This is a genomic window from Bradyrhizobium sp. USDA 4451, assembly GCF_054822585.1.
Window position 1 is genome coordinate 6,445,507 of the sequence record NZ_JBTRCH010000001.1, and the last position, 24,846, is coordinate 6,470,352.

Genomic DNA, 24,846 nt, shown 5'->3' on the forward strand with positions numbered 1-24,846 from the left:
GCACCTCGTCCTCTTTCTGCGCTTTAGCGCGCTCAAAATTTCCCTGAAGTACTTCGGCCAGGCCGAAGAAATCAGGCCGTTTTCTTGTGTTCGCCCCGGACCACGGTCCAGCGCTTCAGCTTCGAGATCGGCTTCGATTCCTCGATCCAGACCATGTCGCCCGGCTTGAACTGGTTGTTCTCGTCGTGCGCGTGGTAGTTCTTGGAACGGCGGATCGTCTTCTTGTAGATCGGGTGGGTGAAGCGGCGATCGACGCGCACCACGATCGTCTTGGCTTGCTTGTCGCTGACGACCACGCCCTGCAGAGTACGTTTCGGCATAGCGGCCCCTTACTTCTTCTTCGCGCGCAGCTGCGCGGCGATGGTCTTGATACGAGCGATATCGCGGCGGGCTTCCCGCATCCGCGAGGTGTTCTCCAGCTGCCCGGTGGCGCGCTGGAAACGCAGGTTGAAGCGTTCCTTCTTCAGGTTCAGGACCGCGTCTTCCCGCTGGTCGTCGCTCATCGCGCGAATGTCTTCAACTTTCATCTCGGCCATGGCGATTACTCCGCAATGCGCGCGACGAAGCGCGTCTTGATCGGCAGCTTGGCGGCGGCAAGCGACAGTGCTTCCTTGGCGGTCTGCACCGGCACGCCGTCGATCTCGAACATCACGCGGCCCGGCTTGATCCGGACCACCCACAATTCCGGCGCACCCTTGCCGGAGCCCATGCGGACTTCGGCGGGCTTCTTCGACACCGGCACGTCCGGGAACACGCGGATCCAGACGCGGCCGGCGCGCTTCATGTGACGGGTCAGCGCGCGGCGGGCGGCTTCGATCTGACGGGCGGTGACGCGCTCAGGCTCCATCGCCTTCAGGCCGAACTGGCCGAACGCCAACGTCGCGCCAGAGGTCGCAACGCCGTGGATACGGCCCTTATGCGCCTTCCGGAACTTCGTCTTCTTAGGTTGCATCATGGCTTTAAGCCCTCAAATTCCTGCTTTGCCTCAAGCGGCGTCGCGGCGCGAACGCGGCGTGTTGTCGCCTTCGGCCATCTTCTTGTCCTGGGCCATCGGATCGTGCTCGAGGATCTCGCCCTTGAAGATCCAGACCTTGACGCCGCAGGTGCCGAAGGTCGTGAACGCGGTGGCAACGCCGTAGTCGACGTCGGCGCGCAGGGTGTGCAGCGGCACGCGACCTTCGCGATACCACTCCATGCGCGCGATTTCGGCGCCGCCGAGACGGCCCGAGCAGTTGATGCGGATGCCCTCGGCGCCGAGACGCATCGCCGACTGCACGGCACGCTTCATGGCGCGACGGAACGCAACGCGGCGCTCGAGCTGCTGGGCGATCGACTCGGCGACCAGGGTCGCGTCGAGCTCCGGCTTGCGGATTTCGACGATGTTGATCACGACGTCCGACGAGGTGATGTCGGCGACCTTCTTGCGCAGCTTGTCGATGTCGGCGCCCTTCTTGCCGATCACGACGCCCGGACGGGCAGAGTGGATCGTCACGCGGCACTTCTTGTGCGGACGCTCGATCACGATGCGGGCGACAGCCGCCTGCTTGAGCTCCTTGTGCAGGATCTCGCGGATCTTGACGTCCTCGTGCAGGAGCTTGCCGTATTCCTGCTTGCCGGCGAACCAACGGGAGTCCCAGGTCCGGTTGATGCCGAGACGCAGCCCGATTGGATTGATCTTTTGACCCATCGTCTTCTCCTGCGCCCTTCTTAGGCGCTTGCCTCGGCCTCGACCTGACGAACCACGATGGTCAGGTGCGAGAACGGTTTGAACACACGGCCCGAACGGCCACGGCCGCGCGGAGCAAAACGCTTCATCACGATGCCATTGCCGACATGCGCCTCGGCAACGACGAGATCGTCGACATCGAGGTCATGGTTGTTCTCGGCGTTGGCGATCGCCGATTCCAGGCACTTCTTGACGTCGACCGCGATCCGCTTGCGCGAGAACTGCAGGTCGGCGAGCGCAGCGGACGCCTTGCGGCCGCGGATCAGCTGCGCCACCAGGTTCAGCTTCTGCGGGCTGACGCGCAGCATGCGGGCGACGGCCTTGGCCTCATTGTCCGCGAGGCTACGTTCGCGCTTTGGTTTGCTCATCGTCTATTCCTCAAGCCTTCTTGGCTTTCTTGTCGCCCGAGTGGCCGTGGAAGGTCCGGGTCGGCGAGAACTCGCCGAACTTGTGACCCACCATTTCCTCGTTGATCGCCACCGGCACATGCTTCTGGCCGTTGTAGACACCGAAGGTCAGGCCGACGAACTGCGGCAGGATGGTGGAGCGGCGGCTCCAGATCTTGATGACGTCGTGACGGCCGGACGCGCGGGCGGCATCTGCCTTCTTGAGCAGAGAACCCTCGACGAACGGGCCTTTCCAGACTGAACGAACCATGTCCGGCGTTCCTTACTTCTTCCGCTTGTGGCGGCTGAGGAGAATGAATTTGTTGGTCGACTTGTTGGTGCGGGTCTTCTTGCCCTTGGTCGGCTTGCCCCACGGAGTAACCGGGTGACGACCGCCCGAGGTACGACCTTCACCACCGCCGTGCGGATGGTCGATCGGGTTCATGACGACGCCGCGGTTGTGCGGACGCCAGCCGAGCCAGCGGGTACGACCGGCCTTGCCGATCGAGATGTTCATGTGGTCCGGGTTCGAGACCGCGCCGATCGTGCCGCGGCAACGGCCGTGCACCAGACGCTGCTCGCCCGAGTTCAGGCGGACGATGACGTAGTCCTGGTCGCGGCCGACGATCTGGGCGTAGGTGCCGGCGGAACGCGCCAGCTGACCGCCCTTGCCGATCTTCAGCTCGATGTTGTGCACGATGGTGCCGACCGGCATGTTGCCGAGCGGCATGACGTTGCCCGGCTTGACGTCGACATAGTTGCCGGCGACGACGGTGTCGCCCGCCGCCAGACGCTGCGGCGCCAGGATGTAGGCCAGCTCGCCGTCCTGATACTTGATCAGCGCGATGAACGCGGTGCGGTTCGGATCGTACTCGAGCCGCTCCACGACCGCCGGCACGTCCACCTTGTCGCGGCGGAAGTCGACGGTGCGGTAGGCCTTCTTGTGGCCGCCGCCGCGGAAACGCACGGTGATGCGCCCGGTGTTGTTGCGACCGCCATTGCCGAGCTTGCCCTCGGTCAGGGTCTTCACCGGCTTGCCCTTGTAGAGCGCCGAACGATCGACCATGACCAGCTGGCGCTGGCCCGGCGTCGTGGGATTGTAGGTTTTCAATGCCATCGTCGTTGCGCCTTATAGTCCGGTAGTCACGTCGATGCGGTGGCCCTCTTCCAGGGTCACGATCGCGCGCTTGGTGTCCGACTGCGAGCCGAGATTGCCGCGGAACACCTTGGTCTTGCCCTTGCGAACGAGGGTGTTGACGCTCTTCACCTTGACGTCGAACAGCTTCTCGACCGCTTCCTTGATCTGCGGCTTGGTCGCCTTGCTGGCGACCTTGAACAGCACCTTGTTGTGCTCGGAGGCGAGCGTCGCCTTTTCGGTCACGACAGGAGCGACGATCACGTCGTAATGGCGCGGGTCGATGTTCTTCATTTGAAGCGCGCCTCCAGCGCATCAACCGCAGCCTTGGTCAGCACCAGCTTGTGGCGGCGGAGAATGTCGTAGACGTTGATGCCCTGGATCGGCAGCACGTCGATGTTCGGGATGTTGCGGGCCGCGGTCGCGAAACCGGCGTTGAGCTCGGCGCCGTCGATGATCAGCGCGTTGGTGAGCCCGAGGCCGGAGAAGTGACCGAGCAGCGCCTTGGTCTTGGCGGCCTCGAGCGCGGCGTTGTCGATCACGATCAACCCGCCGTCCTTGGCCTTGGCCGACAGCGCATGCTTGAGCGCCAGCGCGCGCACCTTCTTCGGCAGGCCGGTCGCATGGGAGCGAACCACCGGACCGAACGCACGGCCACCGCCGCGGAACTGCGGCACGCGGGCCGAGCCGTGACGGGCGCCGCCGGTGCCCTTCTGCTTGTACATCTTCTTGCCGGTGCGCCAGACGTCGGCGCGGCCCTGGGCCTTGTGGGTGCCGGCCTGACGCTTGTTCAGCTGCCACTGCACGCAGCGCTGGATGATGTCGGCGCGCGGCTCCAGGCCGAAGATCGCGTCAGAGAGTTGAACGGATCCGGCGTCCTTGCCTTCAAGGGTCGTGACTTTCAGTTCCATCTCACGCGCCCTCCTTCTCGGCCGCAGCCTCGACAGCCTCGCCGCCGGCAACCTTGAACTTGCCGGGCTTCGGGGCTTCCTTCGGCAGCGGCTTCTTGACGGCGTCGCGCACCGAGATCCAGCCGCCCTTGGAGCCGGGAACGGCGCCTTCGACGAGGATCAGGCCGCGCTCGACGTCGGTCTGCACCACGCGCAGATTGAGCGTGGTGATGCGGTCGACGCCCATGTGGCCGGGCATCTTCTTGTTCTTCCAGGTCTTGCCGGGGTCCTGACGGCCACCGGTCGAACCGATCGAACGGTGCGAGATCGACACACCGTGGGTGGCGCGCAGACCGCCGAAATTCCAGCGCTTCATGCCGCCGGCGAAGCCCTTACCGATCGAGGTGCCGGTCACGTCGACGAACTGGCCGACCACGAAATGGTCCGCCTGGATTTCCGCGCCGACCGGGATCAGCGCGTCCTCGGACACGCGGAACTCGGCGACCTTGCGCTTCGGCTCGACCTTGGCGACCGCGAACTGGCCGCGTTCGGCCTTGGGCATGTACACGGTCTTGCGGGCGCCCGAGCCGAGCTGAAGCGCGACATAGCCGTTCTTCTCGGTCGTGCGGTGGCCCAGCACCTGGCAGTTGCCCAACTTCAGCACGGTCACAGGGATATGTTCGCCGGTCTCCGTAAAGACCCGCGTCATCCCGACCTTTTGTGCGATCACTCCGGAGCGCATCGGCGTGCTTCCTGTCTTTCTGTCCGCAAGCGGCGGACGTAAAAATCCAAAACCTTAGAGCTTGATCTCGACGTCGACACCGGCGGCCAGGTCGAGCTTCATCAGCGCATCGACGGTCTGCGGGGTCGGGTCGACAATGTCGAGGAGGCGCTTGTGGGTGCGCATCTCGAATTGCTCGCGGCTCTTCTTGTCAACGTGCGGCGAACGGTTGACGGTGAACTTCTCGATGCGGGTCGGCAGCGGAATCGGTCCGCGAACCTGCGCACCGGTGCGCTTCGCCGTGTTCACGATCTCGCGGGTCGACGTATCGAGGATTCGATGGTCGAACGCCTTGAGACGGATGCGAATATTTTGGCCGTTCATTGCCGTATTCTTTCTTTAGTGAGTGGCGAGTAGCGAACAGCGAATGGTGACCCACCCGCTACTCGCCATTCCCTATTCGCGTAGTTACTCGATGATCGCGGCGACGACGCCGGCGCCGACGGTGCGGCCGCCTTCGCGGATCGCGAAGCGCAGCTTCTCTTCCATCGCGATCGGCACGATCAGGTGCACTTCCATCGCGATGTTGTCGCCCGGCATCACCATCTCGGTGCCTTCCGGCAGATGCACGACACCGGTCACGTCGGTGGTGCGGAAGTAGAACTGCGGACGGTAGTTGGTGAAGAACGGGGTGTGACGACCGCCCTCTTCCTTGGTGAGGATGTAGGCCTCAGCCTTGAACTTGGTGTGCGGCTTGACCGAACCGGGCTTGCACAGCACCTGGCCACGCTCGACTTCCTCGCGCTTGGTGCCGCGGAGCAGCGCACCGATGTTGTCGCCGGCCTGGCCCTGATCGAGCAGCTTGCGGAACATTTCGACGCCGGTGACGATGGTCTTCTGGGTGTCGCGGATACCGACGATTTCGATTTCCTCGCCGACCTTGATCACGCCGCGCTCGACACGGCCGGTGACGACGGTGCCGCGGCCCGAGATCGAGAACACGTCTTCAACCGGCATCAGGAACGGCTGGTCGATCGGACGCTCCGGCTGCGGGATGTACTCGTCGACATTGCGCATCAGCTCGAGGATGGCGTCGTGGCCGAGCTTCTTGTCCTTGTCTTCGAGGGCGGCGAGCGCCGAGCCCTTGATGATCGGAATGTCGTCACCCGGGAATTCGTACTTCGAGAGCAGCTCGCGGACTTCCATCTCGACGAGCTCGAGCAGCTCCGGATCGTCGACCATGTCGCACTTGTTGAGGAACACGACCAGCGCGGGCACGCCGACCTGGCGGGCGAGCAGGATGTGCTCGCGGGTCTGCGGCATCGGGCCGTCAGCAGCCGACACGACCAGGATCGCGCCGTCCATCTGGGCAGCGCCGGTGATCATGTTCTTCACGTAGTCGGCGTGGCCGGGGCAGTCGACGTGAGCGTAGTGGCGGTTCTGCGTCTCGTACTCGACGTGGGCGGTCGAGATCGTGATGCCGCGCGCCTTCTCTTCCGGCGCCTTGTCGATCTGGTCGTAGGCGGTGAACGTCGCGCCGCCGGTTTCTGCGAGCACCTTGGTGATCGCTGCGGTCAGCGAGGTCTTGCCATGGTCGACGTGACCGATGGTGCCGATGTTGCAGTGGGGCTTGTTACGTTCGAATTTAGCTTTGGCCATTTGACTCTCCGTTCAATCGTTGACTGCCATCAACGACAATCAGGCAAACTTCTTCTGGACTTCAGCCGACACGTTCGCCGGAGCTTCGGCGTAGTGATCGAACTGCATGGTGAAGGTCGCGCGCCCCTGGCTCATCGAGCGCAGGTTGTTCACGTAACCGAACATGTTCATGAGCGGCACCATCGCATTGATGACGTTGGCGTTGCCGCGCATGTCTTGGCCCTGGATCTGGCCGCGCCGGGAATTCAGGTCGCCGATGACCGAACCGGTGTAGTCTTCCGGGGTCACGACCTCGACCTTCATGATCGGCTCGAGCAGAACGGACTTGCCCTTCGTCAGCGCCTCGCGGAACGCAGCCCGCGACGCGATTTCGAACGCCAGCGCCGAGGAGTCGACGTCGTGGTACTTGCCGTCGACCAGTTGTACCTTGACGTCCACCACCGGGAAGCCGGCGACCACGCCGGAGCCCATCACGCTGTTGAGGCCCTTTTCGACGCCGGGGATGTATTCCTTCGGCACCGCACCGCCGACGATCTTCGATTCGAACTCATAGCCCTTGCCGGGCTCGTTCGGCTCGACGACGATCGACACTTCGGCGAACTGACCGGTACCGCCGGTCTGCTTCTTGTGCGTGTACTTGACTTCGGCCTTCTTGGTGACGCGCTCACGGAACGCCACCTGCGGCGCGCCGATGTTGGCGTCGACCTTGTAGGTACGCTTGAGGATGTCGACCTTGATGTCGAGATGCAGTTCGCCCATGCCCTTGAGGATGGTCTGGCCGGACTCGGTGTCGGTCGACACGCGGAACGACGGATCCTCCGCCGCAAGCTTGGCCAGCGCCACGCCGAGCTTTTCCTGGTCGGCCTTCGACTTCGGCTCGATCGCGATCTCGATCACCGGCTCCGGGAATTCCATCTTCTCGAGGATGACCGGCTTGTCGGGATCGCACAGCGTGTCGCCGGTGCGCGCTTCCTTCAGGCCCGCCAGCGCGACGATGTCGCCGGCATAGGCTTCCTTGATGTCTTCGCGGTTGTTCGCATGCATCAGCAGCATGCGGCCGATACGTTCCTTCTTCTCGCGGGTCGAGTTCACCACGCCGGTGCCCGACTGCAGAACGCCGGAATAGATGCGGCAGAACGTGATGGTGCCGACGAAAGGGTCGTCCATGATCTTGAACGCGAGCAGAGCCAGCGGCTCCTTGTCGTCCGCCTTGCGCACGACTTCGTTGCCGTCCTCATCGGTGCCCTTGATCGCGGGCACGTCGATCGGCGACGGCAGATAGTCGACGACGGCGTCGAGCAGCGGCTGCACGCCCTTGTTCTTGAACGCGGAGCCGCACAGCACCGGGTAGAACGCGCCGGTCAGCACGGCCTTGCGGATCAGGCGCTTCAGGGTCGCCTCGTCCGGCTCCTTGCCGTCGAGATAGGCGGCCATGGCGTCGTCGTCGAGCTCGACGGCGGCTTCCACCATCTTCTCGCGGTATTCCTTGGCCTGCTCGACCAGATCTTCCGGAATGTCGACATAGTCGAACTTGGCGCCGAGCGATTCATCGTTCCAGATGACGCCCTTCATCTTCACGAGGTCGACGAGACCCTTGAAGTTGCTCTCGGCGCCGATCGGAAGCTGGATCGCGATCGGCTTGGCGCCGAGGCGGTCGACGATGTCGGACAGGCACTTGAAAAAGTCGGCGCCGGTCTTGTCCATCTTGTTGGCGAAGACGATGCGCGGAACCTTGTACTTGTCGCCCTGGCGCCAGACGGTCTCGGTCTGCGGCTCGACGCCCTGGTTGGAGTCGAGAACGCAAACGGCGCCGTCGAGCACGCGCAGCGAACGCTCGACTTCAATGGTGAAGTCGACGTGGCCGGGGGTGTCGATGATGTTCAGGCGCTTGCCGTTCCAGAACGCGGTGGTCGCAGCCGAGGTGATCGTGATGCCACGCTCCTGCTCCTGCTCCATCCAGTCCATCGTCGCGGCACCTTCGTGCACTTCGCCGATCTTGTGGCTCTTGCCGGTGTAATACAGGATGCGTTCGGTGGTCGTGGTCTTGCCGGCGTCGATATGCGCCATGATACCGAAGTTGCGGTAGTCCTCGATGGCATGTTGGCGGGGCATGAGACTGTTCCTTAGATTCCGTTATTCGCCTTACCAGCGATAGTGCGAGAACGCGCGGTTGGCTTCCGCCATCCGGTGCACGTCTTCGCGCTTCTTGACGGCGTTGCCGCGATTGTTCGAGGCGTCGAGCAGCTCCGCCGAGAGACGCTCCGTCATGGTCTTCTCGTTGCGCTCGCGGGCGGCCGAGATCAGCCAGCGGATGCCGAGCGCCTGACGGCGCACCGAACGCACTTCGACCGGAACCTGGTAGGTCGCACCGCCGACGCGGCGGGAACGGACCTCGATGGTCGGCATGACGTTCTCGAGCGCCTGCTCGAACACGCCGAGCGGCGGCTGCTTGGTCTTGGCCTCGATCATGCCGAGCGCACCGTAGACGATGTTTTCGGCGACCGACTTCTTCCCGGCGTACATCACCGAGTTCATGAACTTCGTAATGATGACGTTCCCGAACTTCGGATCCGGAAGAACTTCACGCTTCTCAGCAGAGTGGCGACGCGACATCTGATCGTTTCCCGCTTACTTCGGACGCTTTGCGCCGTACTTCGAACGGCGCTGCTTACGGTTCTTGACGCCCTGGGTATCCAGCACGCCGCGGAGGATGTGGTAGCGCACGCCGGGCAAGTCCTTGACGCGACCGCCGCGGATCATGACCACAGAGTGCTCCTGCAGGTTATGGCCTTCACCCGGGATGTAGCCGATCACCTCGAAGCCGTTGGTCAGGCGCACCTTGGCGACCTTGCGAAGCGCCGAGTTCGGCTTCTTCGGGGTCGTGGTGTAGACGCGCGTGCACACGCCGCGCTTCTGCGGCGACTGCTGCAGCGCCGGCACCTTCTTACGCGACTTCTGCACTTCACGCGGTTTTGCGATCAGCTGGTTGATCGTCGGCATGTAGCCTTCACCCTTTAGTTCGCGAAGCCTTGAATGGCTGCGCCAATTCTTCTCGGGAAAAGCCGTCCCGTACGGCCCGCTCGACGCGAATCAAATACCCGCGCAAAGCGAAATCGCGCCAACCACTCATCGCTGAGCGGAAAGCGCTTCGACGCCACAGAGGACCGCGATCCCGAACCGATCAGCGTTCGCTGTTCAGTCCGCCACCGAGGTCATGCATCCGAAATCAATCTCAAGAGGACGAGCTCAAGAGAACCAATATCGTCCTGGCATTGCCTAGCTATCATCGACAGCGTTTGAGCGGCATTCGTCGAGGTTGGTGCCCGTCAAGCTCCTGAAAAAGGGCCTTCGGGGTGTTCCGTTCCGACGCTGGCGAGCTCACCGCCTGTCGTTAAGTGGGCGCCTTGTATAATCGAGAGATAGTGAAGTCAAGCAAAACGACAAGCAAAGAAACGCCTCTGCCACTTGCGGATTTCGCATTTCTCCGACGCTCGGGGCAAGACGAAATGTGACAGCCTCCACGCCTCCCCTCGCTCCGATCCGAATCTCCGGCCTATCAGCGGAATCACATTTCATCCGGGTAAAATAAGAATAGAAACAACTCTCCCCAACTTAGTCCCGAAGGCAAACTTCGAAACTAAGCCTTTATTTGCCATTCGCAGCGCAAAAATCGCGGTCACGGCCACGGAAAGCTCTCATGCGGTACACCGACATCGCGATCATCGGCGGAGGTCTTGCGGGCTCGACCGCAGCCGCCATGCTCGGCCGTGCCGGGATACCGAGCCTCCTGATCGACCCTCACCAGGTCTATCCATTCGATTTCCGCGTCGAAAAGATCGGCGGCGACCTCCAGCTTGCGCGGTTCGCCAGGACCGGGCTGGCCGAATCCGTGCTCCGTTCGGCGACGCTGGACGGCGAGAACTGGATCGCGCGATTCGGCCATCTGCTCGACCGGCAGCCGAGCCGGCAATACGGCATCATGTACGACGACCTGATCGCGGCGATCCGGGCCGAAATCGCGGGGTCGGCGGAATTCGTCTGCGACAAGGTGGTCGAGGTCGCGACCAGCTCCGAGCGGCAGAAGATCGTGCTCGCTGGTGGCGAGGAGATCTCGGCGCGCCTCATCGTGCTCGCCAACGGCCTGAATGTCGGGCTGCGCCGGATGCTCGGCATCGAACGGCTGGTCACCAGCCACTGCCACTCGATCTCGCTCGGGTTCGATTTGGTCCCCGTCGGCCGCCCCGCCTTCCCGTTCGCGGCCATGACCTATTTCTCGGAGCGGCCAAGCGACCTCATCCCGTACATCACGCTGTTTCCGGTCGGAAACCGGATGCGCGCCAACCTCTTCACCTACCGGCCGGCCGACGATCCCTGGCTGCGGGCGATGCGGCGCAATCCGGTCGAGACGCTGAACGCCGCGCTGCCGCGGCTGCGCCGATTGACCGGCGAATTCGGCATTGCCGGCGACATCAAGATCAGGCCCGCCGACGTCTATGTCAGCACAGGCTATCGGCAGGCCGGCGTCGTGCTGGTCGGCGACGCCTTCGCCAGCACCTGCCCGGTCACCGGCACCGGGACCGACAAGGTGTTCACCGACGTGGCCCAGCTCTGCAACGTCCACATCCCGACCTGGCTCGCCACCGACGGCATGGGCGAGGAGAAGATCACCGCGTTCTACGACGATCCGGTCAAGACCGAATGCGACGCCTGGTCGAATGCCAAGGCGTTCGATTTCCGGCAGGTGTCGATCGGCACCACACCGTACTGGCAGGCCCAGCGCTGGGCGCGTTTCCTCGGCTATCTCGGCCGGGGCTGGTTGCGCCGGCTGCACGGCCCGCCGGCGCCGGCAGCGATGCGGCAAGCCAATCAATTCCGGCAACGTCCGCACGCCGCGGACCGGGCGTAAGACGAGATCATCAGGCGCTGCGCATCCGCACCGCGGGCGTCACGCCTCCTCGTCTTCTTCATCATCATCGTCATCATCCGCGTCGGCGTCATCCTCGTCGTCCGCGTCATGATGCGAGAGGCCCTGGTCGTCCCACAGCTTGCGGTAGACGCCGTTGCGGGCCAGCAGCTCCTGGTGCGAGCCGCGCTCGATCGCCCGGCCGCCGGATATCACGATGATCTCGTCCATCTCGACCACCGAGGTCAGCCGGTGCGTCGACCAGATCATGGTGCGGCCTTCGGCGACCTTGAGCAGCGTGCGGTTGATCGCGGCTTCGGTGGTCTGGTCGAGCGCCGAGGTGGCCTCGTCGAGCAGCAGCACCGACGGGTTGCGGATGATCGCGCGCGCGATCGCGATGCGCTGCCGCTGCCCGCCCGACAGCGTATCGCCGCGCTCGCCGACCGGCGTGTCGTAGCGTTGCGGCAGGCTCATGATGTAGCGATGGATCTCGGCCTTCTTCGCGGCGTCCTCGACTTCCGCGTCGGTGGCGCCTTCCTTGCCGAGCCGGATGTTCTCGCGGATCGACATGTTGAACAGCATGTTCTCCTGGAACACCACCGCCATGTTGGCCCGCAGCGACTCGCGCGTCACCCGGCGGATGTCGACGCCGTCGATGGCGACGCGGCCTTCGTCCGGCACGTAGAGCCGCAGGATCAGGTTGATCAGCGTGCTCTTGCCGGAGCCGCTGGGGCCGACGATCGCAATGCTCTTGCCGGCCTTGAGCTTGAGGCTGAGATTGTCGAGCACCGGCGTCTGCGCTCCCTCATACTGGAAGGTGACGCGGTCGAACGAGATGTCGTTGGTGATCCGCGGCAGGTCCGGCGCCCCGGGACGGTCGGCGCCGCGGGTCGGCTCGTCGAGCAGTTCCTGGATGTGCCGCGCCGCCGCCGCCGACGAGATCGAGACCGGGATGAAGTGCATGAGATGGGCGATGTTGTACGACACCTCCCAGAATGCGCTCTCGAAGGTCACGAAGGTGCCGACCGTGATCTGGCCCTTGGTGGCGAGATAGGCGCCGATCGCCAGCACCACGAGGTGCAGCAGCAGCACCGCGATGGTGACCGTGCGCTCCACCATGGTCGACAGGAACATGGCCGAGGCGGCCTTGGCGCGGACGTCGCGGTTGCGCAGCGTGAACCAGCCGAGCGCCCGGCGTTGCAGGTTGAACGCCTTCACCACCGCTTGCGCGGCGACGTTCTCCTGCACGGTGCCGAGCAGCGCGGCTTCGTTCTGCTTCTGCTCGTAATTGGCCTGCACCGCCTTGGGCGTCAGGATCCGCGGCCCGATCAGCGTGATCGGAAACACCAGCAACGCGACCGCCGCGAGCTGCCAGTTCAGGAACAGCATCAGGATGATGCCGGCGATCAGTTCGAGGCCCGGCAGCGCCGCGCTGTTGGCGAAGGTCTTGACCGAGCCCTCGAAGGCAGAAAGGTCGATCGAGAAGCGCGACAGGATCTCGCCGCGCTTGGTGCGCGCGAAATAGGCCGACGGCAGGTTCTGGACGTGCTCGAAGATCCGGGTCCGGACGTCGGCGATGATGCCGGCGGCAAGCCGCGCATCCCAGCGCTCGTACCAGACCGCGATGATCGAGGTGACGATGCCGGCCACCGCAAGCACGCCGAGAATCTTGTAGAGGGCCCCGAAATCCTCCTCGCCCAGCGCATCGTCGATCAGGAATTTCAGGCTGAGCGGCATGATGACGTTGAACAACGTCTCGACCAGCACGCCGAAGGCGACGAAAGCGAACGGCTTCCGGTAATTCGCCAGGATCGGCCTGATGAAGCCGAAGATCGTGGAGAGCGCGCCGGCGGCTTCCTTGGCGGTGTAGACGACGAGATCCTCGTCGTCATCATCGTCATCGAGCTCGAACTCGTCGTCCTCGTCATCGTCGTCGTCGTCGTCAGCCGGAGCCGCGGCCGGCTTCGCGGAGGCCGCCGCCGCGGGCGGACCGGCCACGGCTACGGGCTTCTTCTTCAGCTCGGGATCGTCAGCCGGTCGATTCGGATCGTCCGATGCAGGAGGCCTTGATGCAGGAGGTCTTGGCGCCATGAAACCAACCGATGCTCCACGGCCGGCATGACCGCAAATCGAAACCGCAGGCGGCGAGCGCCGCGGCGCGATCCTATGCGATCAGGATGAATTCGGCAAAGCGTTTGGAACGGCCGCACCGCCCCACGATCGCGAAGACGCGCTGTCGCAGCCTTACAGTTGGTTGACGCAAGGTCGATCGCTTGCGTCAGGGCCGTCGATCGTTGCCGCTAGTCGTCGAGGTCGGACTCGACCTTGTCGAAGAACGAATAGCGCAGGCTGTCGGAGTCGGCGTACCACTGCCCCGGCCCCTTGTTGGCGGCCAGCGTCAGCGTCCACAACGCGTCGGTGCAGTCGCGGCGGTGCATCGACAGGTCGAAGCCGTTGCCGAAGAACAGTTCCGACCACTCCCACCAGGTGCCGAGCTTCTTCACCCCGCGCAACAGGTCGTAGCGATCGATCACCGCCGGCGCCATGTCCGAGGTCACCGACGCAAACACGACGCCGGTCTTGACCACGCGGTTGAGCTCGCGGACGCCGCGCACCACCTGCTTCTCGCCGAGATGGCACAGCGAGGTCTCGAACACGAAGTCGAACTCGTTGTCCTTGAACGGCATGTCGGCGATCGAACCGAGCTTGTTGTACTTCCTCAGCGCCTTCGGCGTCTTGCCGTGGATGTAGCGGTTGTTCTCGATGCCCCAGGCATCGATGCCGCGCTCCCGCAGCGCGCCGATCAGCTCGCCGCTGGCCGAGCCGGCGATCAGCAGCTTGTAGCCCTTCGCCCTGCCCCACACGGTCTTGATCAGGTCGGTCAGATAGGCCGGGTCGGTGAAGTCGCGCCAGACTTCGCTGTAGGGGCCGGCGCCGCGATAGTTCTCGAAATAGCTGCGGTCGATCTTGTCGGACCGCGCGCCCTCGTCCTGCGCGCGGGCGCGGCGCAGCCGCATCATCTCGGTGACGACGATGTCGGTCGCGGCATCGGAAGAATCCAGCAGCCCGTTCAGCGTCGAATCGAACAGATAGTCGCCGACGACCACGATGCCGGGATGCTGTTTCGGCTCGGGGCGATGGTTGGTCATGACGTCGCGCACCGGCAGGCCGCCCGGCAGCGCGTTGACCGAGGACAGCCAGCGATGGATCTTGCCCTCGAGGAAGTGCTCGCGGGCGTCGCCGAGCGAGGCCGGCAGCGACTTCAACGCGGCGTCGATCAGCTCCTGGTCGGAGAGATTGGCGAAAGCCAGCGCGTCGGAGCCCGCGATCAGCCAGTTCAGCACGCCGTGCCTGCCGACGTCGTGGCGCGCGCCCTCGTTGTAGATACAGCAACCGCCGAACGCTTCCGACATGAACCAGGCGCCCGGGATCTTCTCGCCCCAGAACGGCTCATCGAACAGGATCGAGATGCGCAGATAATGCGCCGGCCGGTCGAAATAGGCGACGTGCTTGACCATCGACTTGCGCAGCTCTTCGCCGTCCCAGCGCATGGTCGCGAGCCAGGAGTGCGGCAGGCAGACCAGCACGAGGTCGAAGTCGCGCGTCTCCGGCCCCTTGCCGTTCATCATGTTGAGCTGGTAGCGGCCCTGCTCGGTCTTGCCGACCTTGAGCACGCGATGGTTGAGCTGGATGTCGGCATTGACTTCGGAGCGCAGGCAATCGATCAGCTGCTCGTTGCCGTTCTGGATCGAATACAGGCCGATATAACCGTCGACGTCCATCACGTAGTTCTTCAGCGCGTTGAGGCCGTTGGTGTTGTGGCTCTCGGTCGCGAGGTCGGAGCGCGCCATCACCTTGAAGAACCGCTTGGCGGTCGCGTCCTCGACCTCCTCGTCGAGGACCTGCTCGGCGGTCTTGTAGGCCCACGGATGCTCGTTGTCGTGGGATCCGACGCCTTCGTAATATTCGATCGGCGACACCAGCTCGGTGCAGCGCTTGCGGAACGCCTCGATCGCGGCCGCGGTCTTCGCCCCGTATTTGCGGCGCATGCCGGGAACGTCGGCCAGCAGCTCGCCGTCGAGCTGCACCTGCTCGGCGTCCATCGGGATCGTCTGCAGCCCGAAATGCTGGATCAGCTCGCGCAGTGGGTCCGGACCCGTCATCGAGTAGTCATAGATCTCGGCAACGCCGGCCTCATACATCGCAGGCGCGCTGTCGAATTTGCGCGTGACGATCTTGCCGCCGAGGCGGTTCGACGCCTCGAAGATGGTGATGCGGCAGAGGTCGCCGAGTTTGCGCTTCAAATACCAGGCGCTCATCAGCCCCCCGGGGCCGCCGCCTACAATAGCCAAGTCGAGCATATCGATTCCGTCGTCTCCGGCGCGAGCCAAACGGCCGGTCTAAGTCACCCTAGCAAAGGCACTTTTTTGCCTGAAGGAAAGATGAACAAACTGCGTCCCTGCACCGCAGCAGGGAAAGAAAGCAGCAAAAAGGCCGGCTAAGCGCCGGCCTTCTCGCCATATCCGTAGTCTTGCGGATGCCTATTCCGCGGGCGGCAGCGCCAGCGGCTCGGCTTCCGGAGCCGTCGGCACGATCGCCGCCTGCTGCTTCTCGCGCTCGTCGAGGATCAGCTTGTCGCGCTTGACCGCGACTTCGCGGATCCGCGCCATCGAGGCGCCGGTGCCGGCCGGGATCAGGCGGCCGACAATGACGTTCTCCTTGAGGCCTTCGAGCGGGTCGATCTTGCCGTTGACGGCAGCCTCGGTGAGCACGCGCGTGGTCTCCTGGAACGACGCCGCCGAGAAGAACGAGCGGGTCTGCAAGCTCGCCTTGGTGATGCCGAGCAGAACCGGCGTACCCGTGGCGGGCTTCTTGCCCTCCTCCTTGGCCTTGGTGTTGAGCGCGTCGAACTCGATCTTGTCGACCTGCTCGCCCGAGATCATGTCGGTGTCGCCCTGGTCGGTGACCTCGACCTTCTGCAGCATCTGACGGACAATCACCTCGATGTGCTTGTCGTTGATGAGCACGCCCTGCAACCGGTAGACCTCCTGGATTTCGTTGACCAGATAGGCAGCGAGCTCCTCGATGCCCTTGATCGCCAGGATGTCGTGCGGCGCCGGATTGCCTTCGACGATGAAATCGCCCTTTTCGACGATGTCGCCGTCCTGAAGGTGGATGTGCTTGCCCTTCGGGATCAGGTACTCGCGCGGCTCCTCGGTCTTGTCCATCGGCTCGATCGAGATGCGGCGCTTGTTCTTGTAGTCGCGGCCGAAGCGGATCGTTCCCGCGGTCTCCGCGATGATCGCCGCATCCTTCGGCTTGCGAGCCTCGAACAGTTCCGCCACCCGCGGCAGACCGCCGGTGATGTCACGCGTCTTGGCGCTCTCGGTCGAGATACGCGCCAGGATGTCGCCGGGCATCACCTTGCCGCCGATGTCGACCGACAGAATGGCGTCGACCGACAGCATGTAGCGGGCATCGCCGCCACGCGCGAGCTTCATCACCTTGCCGTCCTTGCCCTTGACCACGATGGCCGGGCGCAGGTCCGAACCGCCGCGCGTCGTGCGCCAGTCGATGACCACGCGCTTGGCGATACCGGTCGATTCGTCGAGCGTTTCCGAGATCGACTGGCCTTCGACCAGATCCTCGAAACCGATCGTGCCCTCGACTTCGCTCAGCACCGGGCGGGTATAGGGATCCCACTCGGCGATGCGCTGGCCACGCTTGACCATGTCGCCTTCGTCGACATGCATCTTCGAACCGTACTGGATACGGTGGGTTGCACGCTCGGTGCCGTCGGCATCGACGATCGCAACGACCATGTTGCGGACCATCGCGACCAGGCTGCCTTCGCTGTTGCGGGCGATGGCCTTGTTCTTGATCACGATCTTGCCGTCGAAGTTCGATTCGACGAACGACTGCTCGTTGAGCTGGGCGGCGCCGCCGATGTGGAACGTGCGCATCGTCAGCTGCGTGCCGGGCTCACCGATCGACTGCGCCGCGATGACGCCGACGGCCTCACCGTGGTTGACCGGGGTGCCGCGGGCCAGGTCGCGGCCGTAGCACTTGGCGCAGATGCCGTTGATCAGCTCGCAAGTCAGTGCCGAACGGATCTTCACTTCCTGGATGCCGGCCTGCTGGATCGCGTCGACGTGGCTCTCCTCCATCAACGTGTCGCGCTTGACGACGACCTCGTTGGTGGCGGGATCGCGCACGTCATCGCAGGCCACGCGGCCCAGGATGCGCGAGCCGAGCGAGGCGACCACGGTGCCGGCGTCGACGATGGCGCGCATCTTGATGCCGAGCGTGGTGCCGCAATCGGTCTGCGTGATGATGCAGTCCTGCGCGACGTCGACCAGACGGCGGGTCAGGTAGCCCGAGTTCGCGGTCTTCAACGCGGTGTCCGCGAGGCCCTTGCGGGCGCCGTGGGTCGAGTTGAAGTACTCGAGCACCGACAGACCTTCCTTGAAGTTGGAAATGATCGGCGTCTCGATGATCTCGCCCGACGGCTTGGCCATCAGGCCGCGCATGCCGGCGAGCTGGCGCATCTGGGCCGGCGAACCACGCGCACCGGAGTGCGCCATCATGTAGATCGAGTTGATGTCGGCATCCGCGCCCGCCGCCGTCTTCTTGGTGGACGAGATCTCCTTCATCATCGCCTTGGCGACCTCTTCACCGGCCTTCGACCAGGCGTCGACGACCTTGTTGTACTTCTCGCCATGGGTGATCAGGCCGTCATTGTACTGCTGCTCGAAATCCTTCGCCAGCGTACGGGTCTGGTCCACGATCTTCCACTTCGACGCCGGCACGACCATGTCGTCCTTGCCGAACGAGATGCCCGCCTTGAAGGCGTTGTAGAAGCCGAGCGCCATGATGCGGTCGCAGAAGATCACAGTCTCCTTCTGACCGCAGTGACGGTAGACCTGGTCGATCACGCCGGAGATCTCGCGCTTGGTCATCAGCTTGTTGATGATGTCGTACGAGATCTTGGTGCTCTTCGGCAGCAGATTGCCGAGCATGACGCGGCCGGCGGTGGTTTCGATCCACCGCTTCGACATCTTGCCTTCCTCGTCCATGCCTTCCCACCGGTACTTGATCTTGGTGTGGAGGTGGATGACCTTCGAATGCAGGGCGTGCTCGAGCTCGGCCATGTCGCCGAAGATCTTGCCCTCGCCGGGCAGGCCTTCGCGCATGATCGAGACGTAGTAGAGGCCGAGCACGATGTCCTGCGACGGCACGATGATCGGCTGGCCGTTCGCCGGATGCAGGATGTTGTTGGTCGACATCATCAGGACGCGCGCTTCCAGCTGCGCTTCGAGCGACAGCGGAACGTGCACGGCCATCTGGTCGCCGTCGAAGTCGGCGTTGAAGGCGGCGCAGACCAGCGGATGCAGCTGGATCGCCTTGCCTTCGATCAGCACCGGCTCGAACGCCTGGATGCCCAGGCGATGCAGCGTCGGCGCGCGGTTGAGCAGCACCGGATGCTCGCGGATCACCTCGTCGAGGATATCCCAGACCTCCGGACGCTCCTTCTCGACCAGCTTCTTGGCCTGCTTCACCGTGGTGGACAGGCCCTTGGCGTCGAGCCGCGAGTAGATGAACGGCTTGAACAGCTCGAGCGCCATCTTCTTCGGCAGGCCGCACTGATGCAGGCGCAGCTCGGGACCGACCACGATCACCGAACGGCCCGAATAGTCGACGCGCTTGCCGAGCAGGTTCTGGCGGAACCGGCCCTGCTTGCCCTTCAGCATGTCGGCGAGCGACTTCAAGGGCCTCTTGTTGGCGCCGGTGATGACGCGGCCGCGGCGGCCGTTGTCGAACAGCGCGTCGACGGCCTCCTGCAGCATGCGCTTTTCGTTGCGGATGATGATGTCGGGCGCGCGCAGCTCCATCAGCCGCTTCAGGCGGTTGTTGCGGTTGATGACGCGGCGATACAGGTCATTGAGGTCCGAGGTCGCGAACCGGCCGCCGTCGAGCGGCACCAGCGGACGCAGGTCCGGCGGAATCACCGGCACCACCGTCATGATCATCCATTCCGGCTTGTTGCCGGAGACGCGGAAGGCCTCGACGATTTTCAGACGCTTGGCGAGCTTCTTGTGCTTGATGTCGGAGTCGGTCTCCGCCATGTCGGCACGCAGCGTCGCCTCGAGCTTCTCGAGCTCGAGACCCTTCAGCAGCTCGCGGATCGCCTCGGCGCCGATCATGGCGGTGAAGCTGTCCTGGCCGTATTCGTCCTGGGCCTTCAGATACTCGTCTTCCGACAGCAGCTGACGGTCCTTCAGCGCGGTCAGACCCGGCTCGAGTACGACGTAGTATTCGAAGTACAGGATCCGCTCGAGATCCTTCAGCGTCATATCGAGCAGAAGGCCGATGCGCGACGGCAACGACTTCAGGAACCAGATGTGGGCAACGGGAGCTGCCAGCTCGATATGGCCCATGCGCTCGCGCCGGACGCGCGACAGCGTCACCTCGACCGAGCACTTCTCGCAGATGATGCCCTTGTACTTCATCCGCTTGTACTTGCCGCACAAGCACTCGTAGTCCTTGATCGGCCCGAAGATGCGCGCGCAGAACAGGCCGTCGCGCTCCGGCTTGAAGGTACGGTAGTTGATGGTCTCCGGCTTCTTGATCTCGCCGTAGGACCAGGACAGAATCTTCTCCGGAGACGCGATCGAAATCCGGATCTGGTCGAAGACCTGGGCCGGCGTCGTCGGATTGAAAAGATTCATAATCTCTTGATTCATGGTCTTCTCCTTGGAGAAACGCGAATAGCGAATGGCGAGTAGCGAATGGTTCGCCGGGCCTCGCCGTCCTCTATTTGCAGTTCACTATTCGCCACTCGCTATTCACTATTCGCTCGAAGCGGCCGTTACTCGGCCGCTTCGGAAGTGGGCGCCGGTCCCACCTTGGAATTGTGCAGGTCGACGTTGAGGCCGAGCGAGCGCATTTCCTTGACCAGCACGTTGAACGATTCCGGAATGCCGGCCTCGAAGGTGTCGTCGCCGCGAACGATTGCCTCGTACACCTTGGTACGGCCCGCGACGTCGTCCGACTTCACAGTCAGCATCTCCTGCAGCGTGTAGGCGGCGCCGTAGGCTTCCAGCGCCCAGACCTCCATTTCGCCGAAGCGCTGGCCGCCGAACTGCGCCTTGCCGCCCAGCGGCTGCTGGGTCACGAGCGAGTACGGACCGATCGAACGCGCGTGGATCTTGTCGTCCACGAGATGGTGCAGCTTGAGCATGTAGATGTAGCCCATCGTCACCTTGCGATCGAACGCATCGCCGGTGCGGCCGTCATAGACGGTCGACTGGCCGGAGGCGTCGAAGCCCGCGAGCTTCAGCATCTCCTCGATGTCGGCTTCCTTGGCGCCGTCGAACACCGGCGTTGCGATCGGCACGCCGTGGCTCAGATTGCGGCCGAGTTCGACCAGCTCGTTGTCGTTCAGCGACTTGATGGTTTCATCCTCGCCGTAGATCTTCTTCAGGGTCTCGCGCAACGGCTTGAGATCCTGCTTCTGATAGTAGGCGTCGATGGTCTGGCCGATGCGCTTGCCGAGGCCGGCGCAGGCCCAACCGAGATGGGTCTCGAGGATCTGACCGACGTTCATGCGCGACGGCACGCCGAGCGGATTGAGCACGATGTCGGCATGGGTGCCGTCCTCGAGGAACGGCATGTCCTCGATCGGCACGATCTTCGACACCACGCCCTTGTTGCCGTGACGGCCGGCCATCTTGTCGCCGGGCTGGATCTTGCGCTTCACCGCGACGAAGACCTTGACCATCTTCATCACGCCGGGCGGCAGCTCGTCGCCACGCTGCAGCTTCTCGACCTTGTCGAGGAAGCGCTGCTCGAGGCCCTTCTTCGACTCGTCGTACTGCTTCCGCATGGCCTCGATCTCGGCCATCAGCTTGTCGTTCGGCGAGGCGAATAGCCACCACTGCGACTTCGGATACTCGTCGAGCACCGCACGGGTGATCTTGGTGTCCTTCTTGAAGCCCTTCGGGCCGGCGATGCCCTGGCGGTTCTCCAGGAGCTCGGCGAGACGGTTGTAGACGTTGCGGTCCAGGATCGCCTGCTCGTCGTCGCGGTCCTTGGCCAGACGCTCGATCTCTTCCCGCTCGATCGCCAGCGCACGCTCGTCCTTGTCGACGCCGTGGCGGTTGAACACGCGGACTTCCACGATGGTGCCCTGCACGCCCGGAGGCACCCGCAGCGAGGTGTCGCGGACGTCGGAGGCCTTCTCGCCGAAGATGGCGCGCAGCAGCTTCTCTTCCGGCGTCATCGGGCTCTCGCCCTTCGGCGTGATCTTGCCGACCAGGATGTCGCCGGCGCGGACCTCCGCACCGATGTAGACGATACCGGCTTCGTCGAGGTTCTTCAGCGCTTCTTCCGAGACGTTCGGAATGTCGCGGGTGATTTCCTCGGGCCCGAGCTTGGTGTCGCGGGCCATCACCTCGAACTCCTCGATATGGATCGAGGTGAAGACGTCGTCCTTCACGATCCGCTCGGAGAGCAGGATCGAATCTTCGAAGTTGTAGCCGTTCCACGGCATGAACGCGACCAGCACGTTGCGGCCGAGCGCGAGTTCGCCGAGATCGGTCGACGGACCGTCAGCGATGATGTCGCCCTTCTTGACGATGTCGCCGACCTTCACCAGCGGACGCTGGTTGATGCAGGTCGACTGGTTGGAGCGCTGGTACTTCATCAGCCGGTAGATATCGACGCCCGACTTGGTCGGATCGAGATCCTCGGTGGCGCGGATCACGACGCGGGTGGCGTCGATCTGGTCGATCACGCCCGAGCGGCGCGCGGCAATCGCCGCGCCGGAGTCACGGGCGACCACGCCTTCCATGCCGGTGCCGACGAACGGCGCCTCGGCGCGAACCAGCGGCACCGCCTGGCGCTGCATGTTCGAGCCCATCAGCGCGCGGTTGGCGTCGTCGTTCTCGAGGAACGGGATCAGCGCCGCGGCGACCGAAACCAGCTGCTTCGGCGACACGTCCATGTAGTCGACCTTGTCCGGCGTCACCGGCAGCACTTCGCCGGCGTGACGGCAGACCACCAGATCGTCGGTGAAGCGGCCCTTGGCGTCGAGCGGCACGTTGGCCTGCGCGACGCGATAGCGGCCCTCTTCCATCGCCGACAGATAGACCACCTCGTCGGTGACCCGGCCGTCCTTGATCTTGCGATAGGGCGTCTCGACGAAGCCGTACTTGTTGACGCGCGCGAACGTCGCCAGCGAGTTGATCAGGCCGATGTTCGGACCTTCCGGCGTCTCGATCGGGCAGATACGGCCGTAATGCGTCGGATGCACGTCGCGGACTTCGAAGCCGGCTCGCTCGCGGGTCAGACCGCCCGGGCCGAGCGCCGACAGGCGCCGCTTGTGGGTGATCTCCGACAGCGGGTTGGTCTGGTCCATGAACTGCGACAGCTGCGAGGAACCGAAGAACTCGCGCACCGCGGCGGCCGCGGGCTTGGCGTTGATCAGGTCCTGCGGCATCACGGTGTCGATATCGACGCTCGACATGCGCTCCTTGATCGCGCGCTCCATGCGGAGCAGGCCGATCCGGTACTGGTTCTCCATCAGCTCGCCGACCGAGCGCACCCGGCGGTTGCCGAGGTGGTCGATGTCGTCGATCTCGCCCTTGCCGTCGCGCAGGTCGACCAGCGTCTTGATCACCGCCAGGATGTCTTCCTTGCGCAGCGTGCGATGCGTGTCGGGCGCATCGAGCTCGAGGCGCATGTTCATCTTGACGCGGCCGACCGCGGAGAGGTCGTAGCGCTCGGCATCGAAGAACAGCGACTGGAACATCGCCTGCGCCGAATCCAGCGTCGGCGGCTCGCCCGGACGCATCACGCGGTAGATGTCGAACAGCGCGTCCTCGCGCGTCATGTTCTTGTCGGCCGACAGCGTGTTGCGGATGTAGGCGCCGACATTGACGTGGTCGATGTCGAGCAGCGGCAGGTCCTTGTAGCCCTGCTCGTTGAGCACCTTCAGCGACTTCTCGGTAATCTCCTCGCCGGCTTCGGCGTAGATCTCGCCGGTCTTCGGGTTGACGAGGTCCTCGGCGAGATAGTTGCCGACGAGTTCCTCGTCCGACATCCGCAGCGCCTTGAGGCCCTTCTCCTGCAACTGGCGCGCCTGGCGCACGGTCAGCTTCTTGCCGGCCTCGAGCACCACCTTGCCGGTGTCGGCGTCGATCAGGTCGTTGACGGTCGAATAGCCGCGGAAGCGGTTGGCATCGAACGGCACGCGCCATCCGTCCTTGGTCCGCTTGTAGGTGATCTTCTTGTAGAAGGTCGACAGGATCTGTTCGCCGTCGAGACCGAGCGCATACATCAGCGAGGTCACGGGGATCTTGCGGCGGCGGTCGATGCGCGCGAACACGATGTCCTTGGCGTCGAACTCGATGTCGAGCCAGGAACCGCGATACGGAATCACGCGCGCGGCAAACAACAGCTTGCCGGACGAATGGGTCTTGCCCTTGTCGTGGTCGAAGAACACGCCGGGCGAACGGTGCATCTGCGAGACGATGACGCGTTCGGTGCCGTTGACGACGAAGGTGCCGTTCATCGTCATGAGCGGGATATCGCCCATGTAGACGTCCTGCTCCTTGATGTCCTTGACCGACTTGGCGCCGGTTTCCTCGTCGATATCGAACACGATGAGGCGCAGCGTCACCTTGAGCGGCGCAGCGAAGGTCATGCCGCGCTGGCGGCACTCGTCGACGTCATATTTCGGCTGCTCGAACTCGTAGCGCACGAATTCCAGCATCGAGGTGCCGGAGAAGTCCGAGATCGGGAACACCGAGCGGAACACCGCCTGCAGGCCCTCATCGAGGCGACCGCCGGCCGGCTCGTCGACCATCAGGAACTGGTCATAGGACGCCTTCTGAACCTCGATGAGGTTCGGCATCTCGGCGACTTCCTTGATGTGACCGAAAAACTTGCGTACGCGTTTGCGACCGGTGAATGTCTGCTGCGCCATCGTGGCCTCTCATTTTCGTCGCCTTTGTGGGGCGAACCTTCCGGGAGCGACTGCCATCGGCCCCGGGTTGAATTTCGAATCGTCCCGAAGGAACGAAGCGCAAAGTCAGGAATTAAATCCCCGGCCCCGCCCCCATTGCCTCCAAAACGCAAAACGACGCGCGGGGCGCATCACTGCACCCGCTCGTCCAAACGCTCCGCTTTACGGACTGAAAAAGCCCGAAATCTGACTGTCTCCCAACGGCTTCCGCCAGGGACCCTGCCGCCCCCGCCGCCTACCGTGTTTTTCCGCTGCCAACCCGATATGGGATGGCAATAAAGGAGATTCGAGGGTTAAGTCCACGGATCCCCACACTTTTTTGTGTCCAACACGCCACGCGACAACCTGTCGCACGGCGTTTGCATGGCCCGGGAGCGCCCAGAGGCGCTCCCGGATCGC

The 24,846-nt window shown here is 63.8% G+C and carries 20 protein-coding genes; 1 reads left to right on the plus strand and 19 read right to left on the minus strand.

Features of this window, described 5'->3' with window-relative positions:
* Window positions 1-71 precede the first annotated feature (71 nt).
* The 15 genes from rpsQ to rpsL all read right to left on the minus strand — a co-directional run bounded on the left by rpsQ (window position 72) and on the right by rpsL (window position 9,517).
* The gene (rpsQ, locus tag ACVMB0_RS30000; RefSeq protein WP_016843754.1) at window positions 72-320 is read right to left on the minus strand and encodes a 30S ribosomal protein S17; all 249 of its coding nucleotides are present in this window, start codon (window positions 318-320) and stop codon (window positions 72-74) included.
* A 9-nt stretch (window positions 321-329) separates the two neighbouring features.
* A complete protein-coding gene (gene rpmC / locus ACVMB0_RS30005) occupies window positions 330-536 on the minus strand; it encodes a 50S ribosomal protein L29 (RefSeq protein WP_021081654.1) in 207 nt (68 codons plus the stop codon).
* Between the two features lie 5 nt (window positions 537-541).
* Window positions 542-955 (minus strand): 50S ribosomal protein L16, encoded by a 414-nt coding sequence (gene rplP, locus ACVMB0_RS30010; protein WP_016843752.1) that lies wholly within the window; start codon window positions 953-955, stop codon window positions 542-544.
* Between the two features lie 30 nt (window positions 956-985).
* Window positions 986-1,687: a 30S ribosomal protein S3 gene (gene rpsC / locus ACVMB0_RS30015; protein ID WP_018272135.1), complete on the minus strand. Its 702-nt coding sequence runs from the start codon at window positions 1,685-1,687 to the stop codon at window positions 986-988.
* Window positions 1,688-1,707: 20 nt separating this feature from the next.
* Window positions 1,708-2,094: a 50S ribosomal protein L22 gene (rplV, locus tag ACVMB0_RS30020; RefSeq protein WP_018272136.1), complete on the minus strand. Its 387-nt coding sequence runs from the start codon at window positions 2,092-2,094 to the stop codon at window positions 1,708-1,710.
* 10 nt (window positions 2,095-2,104) lie between these two features.
* The gene (rpsS, locus tag ACVMB0_RS30025) at window positions 2,105-2,383 is read right to left on the minus strand and encodes a 30S ribosomal protein S19 (RefSeq protein WP_018272137.1); all 279 of its coding nucleotides are present in this window, start codon (window positions 2,381-2,383) and stop codon (window positions 2,105-2,107) included.
* A gap of 12 nt (window positions 2,384-2,395) precedes the next feature.
* Window positions 2,396-3,229: a 50S ribosomal protein L2 gene (gene rplB, locus ACVMB0_RS30030; protein WP_050402252.1), complete on the minus strand. Its 834-nt coding sequence runs from the start codon at window positions 3,227-3,229 to the stop codon at window positions 2,396-2,398.
* A gap of 12 nt (window positions 3,230-3,241) precedes the next feature.
* Window positions 3,242-3,541 (minus strand): 50S ribosomal protein L23, encoded by a 300-nt coding sequence (locus ACVMB0_RS30035; protein WP_376964080.1) that lies wholly within the window; start codon window positions 3,539-3,541, stop codon window positions 3,242-3,244.
* A complete protein-coding gene (gene rplD / locus ACVMB0_RS30040) occupies window positions 3,538-4,158 on the minus strand; it encodes a 50S ribosomal protein L4 (protein WP_461348541.1) in 621 nt (206 codons plus the stop codon). The genes ACVMB0_RS30035 and rplD overlap by 4 nt, the downstream gene beginning before the upstream one ends.
* 1 nt (window position 4,159) lies before the next feature.
* Window positions 4,160-4,879, minus strand: coding sequence for a 50S ribosomal protein L3 (gene rplC, locus ACVMB0_RS30045; protein WP_456754196.1), 720 nt, complete (start codon window positions 4,877-4,879; stop codon window positions 4,160-4,162).
* A 54-nt stretch (window positions 4,880-4,933) separates the two neighbouring features.
* Window positions 4,934-5,242, minus strand: a complete 309-nt coding sequence (gene rpsJ / locus ACVMB0_RS30050; protein ID WP_002712302.1) for a 30S ribosomal protein S10 — start codon at window positions 5,240-5,242, stop codon at window positions 4,934-4,936.
* Window positions 5,243-5,326: 84 nt separating this feature from the next.
* Window positions 5,327-6,517 carry an elongation factor Tu gene (tuf, locus tag ACVMB0_RS30055; protein ID WP_021081658.1) on the minus strand — a complete coding sequence of 397 codons (1,191 nt, stop codon included), beginning with the start codon at window positions 6,515-6,517 and terminating at the stop codon, window positions 5,327-5,329.
* A 39-nt stretch (window positions 6,518-6,556) separates the two neighbouring features.
* Entirely contained in the window at window positions 6,557-8,629 is a 2,073-nt protein-coding gene (gene fusA / locus ACVMB0_RS30060; protein ID WP_456754195.1) for an elongation factor G, read from the minus strand.
* Window positions 8,630-8,659: 30 nt separating this feature from the next.
* A complete protein-coding gene (gene rpsG, locus ACVMB0_RS30065) occupies window positions 8,660-9,130 on the minus strand; it encodes a 30S ribosomal protein S7 (protein WP_050402248.1) in 471 nt (156 codons plus the stop codon).
* Between the two features lie 15 nt (window positions 9,131-9,145).
* Window positions 9,146-9,517, minus strand: a complete 372-nt coding sequence (gene rpsL / locus ACVMB0_RS30070; protein WP_028168167.1) for a 30S ribosomal protein S12 — start codon at window positions 9,515-9,517, stop codon at window positions 9,146-9,148.
* Window positions 9,518-10,214: 697 nt separating this feature from the next.
* On the opposite strand from rpsL, the gene ACVMB0_RS30075 reads away from it, so the two are divergent.
* Complete coding sequence (locus tag ACVMB0_RS30075; RefSeq protein ID WP_461348542.1) at window positions 10,215-11,423, plus strand: FAD-dependent oxidoreductase; 1,209 nt, start codon at window positions 10,215-10,217, stop codon at window positions 11,421-11,423.
* Between the two features lie 39 nt (window positions 11,424-11,462).
* Here ACVMB0_RS30075 and ACVMB0_RS30080 read toward each other — a convergent pair whose 3' ends face one another.
* The 4 genes from ACVMB0_RS30080 to rpoB all read right to left on the minus strand — a co-directional run bounded on the left by ACVMB0_RS30080 (window position 11,463) and on the right by rpoB (window position 24,408).
* Window positions 11,463-13,511: an ABC transporter ATP-binding protein gene (locus tag ACVMB0_RS30080; RefSeq protein ID WP_461348543.1), complete on the minus strand. Its 2,049-nt coding sequence runs from the start codon at window positions 13,509-13,511 to the stop codon at window positions 11,463-11,465.
* Between the two features lie 209 nt (window positions 13,512-13,720).
* Window positions 13,721-15,781 carry an FAD-dependent oxidoreductase gene (locus ACVMB0_RS30085; RefSeq protein ID WP_461348544.1) on the minus strand — a complete coding sequence of 687 codons (2,061 nt, stop codon included), beginning with the start codon at window positions 15,779-15,781 and terminating at the stop codon, window positions 13,721-13,723.
* 180 nt (window positions 15,782-15,961) lie between these two features.
* Window positions 15,962-20,164, minus strand: coding sequence for a DNA-directed RNA polymerase subunit beta' (gene rpoC / locus ACVMB0_RS30090; protein ID WP_456754191.1), 4,203 nt, complete (start codon window positions 20,162-20,164; stop codon window positions 15,962-15,964).
* Window positions 20,165-20,289: 125 nt separating this feature from the next.
* Entirely contained in the window at window positions 20,290-24,408 is a 4,119-nt protein-coding gene (gene rpoB / locus ACVMB0_RS30095) for a DNA-directed RNA polymerase subunit beta (RefSeq protein WP_456754190.1), read from the minus strand.
* Between the last annotated feature and the right edge of the window lie 438 nt (window positions 24,409-24,846).